This is a genomic window from Paraburkholderia humisilvae (genome assembly GCF_902859855.1).
Classification (GTDB): Bacteria; Pseudomonadota; Gammaproteobacteria; order Burkholderiales; family Burkholderiaceae; genus Paraburkholderia; species Paraburkholderia humisilvae.
Map to the genome: position 1 here is coordinate 1 of NZ_CADIKH010000233.1, position 2,979 is coordinate 2,979.

At 54.4% G+C, this 2,979-nt stretch carries 2 protein-coding genes; both read left to right on the plus strand.

The annotated features are described in order from the left end of the window. Positions 1–683: 683 nt before the first annotated feature. Positions 684–1,901, plus strand: coding sequence for an MFS transporter (locus HV796_RS41290; protein ID WP_175233422.1), 1,218 nt, complete (start codon positions 684–686; stop codon positions 1,899–1,901). An 825-nt stretch (positions 1,902–2,726) separates the two neighbouring features. After that, positions 2,727–2,933, plus strand: a complete 207-nt coding sequence (locus tag HV796_RS41295; protein ID WP_175233423.1) for a hypothetical protein — start codon at positions 2,727–2,729, stop codon at positions 2,931–2,933. The last annotated feature ends 46 nt before the right edge of the window (positions 2,934–2,979 follow it).

The window sequence follows — 2,979 nt, forward strand, 5'->3', positions numbered from 1 at the left end:
CGTCGCTCGCAACAAGCTCAAAAGCGCTCAGCACCGACCTTCGATCATCGCCGCGTGCTGGATTCAGGCAACCTTGTGGTGACGTCATGATTTATGGAAAGGTCAATAAGGGACGCTTCTCCATTCAACGATTTTGTTGTGTGGTATTTGTCGTTAAATTACTATTGATGTCTTAAATTGAAATGTCGTATCACTATATGAATGAATTGGCGGAGTGATTTGTGATATCGTAAAGGCGTACGGTAATTTTTCATAATTGAAAACTTGAGATGGTATTTGGGGAATTGAAATAAGAGTCGGAAGTGACGTCGTGCATTGCGTCAAGATGCACTGTTGGGGGGCATCGCTCCCGGATTTGTCGTTGGTCACTATTGAAGGTCGGCTACGGAGCTGTGCTTTTCATCTTGCCATGTCGCAAACGTTTTGCCTGTCTGTCGATCTCTAAACAAATGTAACTGATCCTGGCGTGGGCCCGAGAAGAGAAGGGCGTACGGAGATCTTTCGATGATTGCCGGAAAGATTTGTGGCGACCGAACATATCGTCTCCGCCTCGTCGCGATCTCCATGTGATCGCCGTGATGCCATATCGTACTGCGTCCGTAAACCTCTGCGGCAGTATGATGAACTGAACCCAGAGGTCTAGGAAAAAGCACTTGACATCAGGCTCCGCCTCGAGTTTTCGTATGCCGTCGCGAGACGTGTTGCTGCTCGCCGTAGGCCAAGGGCTGACTGCCACGATCGTAGCGCTGTTGACGGCCATCTTGGCTCTGGCGGGTGAATTGCTAGCTCCGGCGCGGGCGCTTGCGACCCTACCGGTTAGCACTGGGGTACTAGGTACGATGCTTGCGATTTACCCCGCAGCCATGCTGATGCGTCGCACGGGACGCCGAGCTGGTTTTATGCTCAAGGCGGGATTGGGCGCAACTGGTGCCGCAGTGTCATGCTTGGGCTTGGCGCTTTCACTGTTTCCGCTGCTGCTAGGTGGCGCTTTCCTGTTCGGTGCTTTCAGCGCCTTTGGGCAGTATTACCGCTTTGCTGCCATTGACGCGGCGGAGTCCCCGCAGACGCGTACTACCGCAGTGGCTTGGGTGACGCTCGGTGGTGTCGTCGGGGGACTCACTGGTCCATGGCTGGCGGGTCGCTTCGCGCCCGCGATTCCGTCACTTCCCTATGCCGGCGGCTTTATTGCAATTGTCGTCCTTTGTCTATTATTGGCAGTCAGTCAATGTTTCATCTCTATTGACTTGGGCCGAGAGATGTCGCCTGACGAACTTGGCCAGTATGGCAGCGGAAAATCCTTCGATGCAGGATTCTATCGGGTTGGAGTGATCTGCGCGGTCGGCTTCGCAAGCATGACGTTGACTATGAACGCAGCGCCGTTGACCTTGCATGATTGCGGCTATGGGATTGCCAGCGCAGCCACAGTTCTTCAGGCCCACTTCGTTAGTATGTATTTGCCTTCGCTATTTTTCCCGTGGCTGGCTGGCCGCCTCACCCTGCGCGGTGTGATCGCCTGCGGTCTCGCGGTGAACGCGGCGGGTAGCCTGCTAACCATGTGGCCAACGCAGAGCTACGAGCTGTTCGTGTTTGAGCTCGCTCTTTCCGGAATTGCGTGGAACTTCGTTTTCAACGGTGGGACTCTGCTGCTCGGGGAGACATATAGCGCCGTCAATAAGGATAGGGCGCAGGGTTTCAATTCCTTGCTTGTCTATGGAGGGAACATCATTGCCTCATTTTCGGCCGGATGGCTGGTAAACAGCTTCGGATGGAGCACAGCTAACCTGATGGAGTTGCCGCTGATTGCACTAGCTGCGGCTTGTCTTGTCAAAAGGGGATCCTTGTGCAAGATGGACAACAATCCATCCAACGTTAAGTCTAAGCTGAACAAGCCACTAAATTGACGACGCGCGAGCGATTCTAAGATCTCCGGTTGGAGACCGGGCTCAGCATGCTTAAGCCGTTGTTTGCCAGCTGTTCGCTTTTCGCGCCATGTGAGCAGCATTTCGCCCCCCCTTGGCCTACGATAGACGCTCGAGGCGAGCGTGGCGGCGTCAACATTCGTCTGGCCTGCCGCGGTCACGCCGGTCACCCGCAACGAAAATCAATTTCATTATCTGTCATCGGTATAGCGCCCCGGCAAGTTGACTTTGGCGCAGGCTTGCGCTCGTTCAGTTTCGAAATCTAGGCGCGCTCACACTTGCGCTTACGAAGGACTGGTCAGTCCCATTTCCTGACTGGCGGATCGATTCGCACTGGGCGCGATTGTGCAACCCTATGGTGACCCCGTCTGCGTGTCAAAGTGGCTTGCTGCACCCAACGAAATCGTCCTCCGAGAGCCTTTAGAGCGTAGCTGGAATCCATGCTGATGATGGTATGTACTGCTAGCCTGTTCCCGAAACGGTTTGCAGTTCGAGATGCAACTATCGCGTTTGTTGTCCACAGGCTTGTCAGGTGGACACACAGACGAGGTGCGGCTCCGCGAAGGTCCACCCAGCTTCATTCGCGAGATAACGAATCGAAGATTCGTCGACGACTTAGCCATGTCATGCGCACGTTATGCACACTGTTGTCCACGGATTGTTGAAACACAGAGTCGAGTCACCGGATTTTGCGGCAAGATGAATTCCTTAATCGAATCATCCCACTCCTGGGCCATATGTCCCTGGCCGCCAAAGCCGAGAGGTGGAACACGAGTTTCAAAGCGCGTCACCGAGCTGGCGAGACGCTTGCAGATTTTTGCCCATGAACTGCTGGCAGAAGACGTGTCCGAAGCCTTGTTTGATTTGGCTACTGATGACTCAGCCTTGCAGGTCGTACAGGAGCTTCGGGTGGCGAGCGGCAAGGCCAGGACAGGAGTTGAAGGCGCTGCTATTGACCTTTCCATAAATCATGACGTCACCACAAGGTTGCCTGAATCCAGCACGCGGCGATGATCGAAGGTCGGTGCTGAGCGCTTTTGAGCTTGTTGCGAGCGACGGT

Coding starts and splice junctions, on each gene's coding strand:
- HV796_RS41290 (WP_175233422.1), top strand. CDS start 684: ATGCCGTCGCGAGACGTGTTGCTGCTCGCCGTAGGCCAAGGGCTGACT.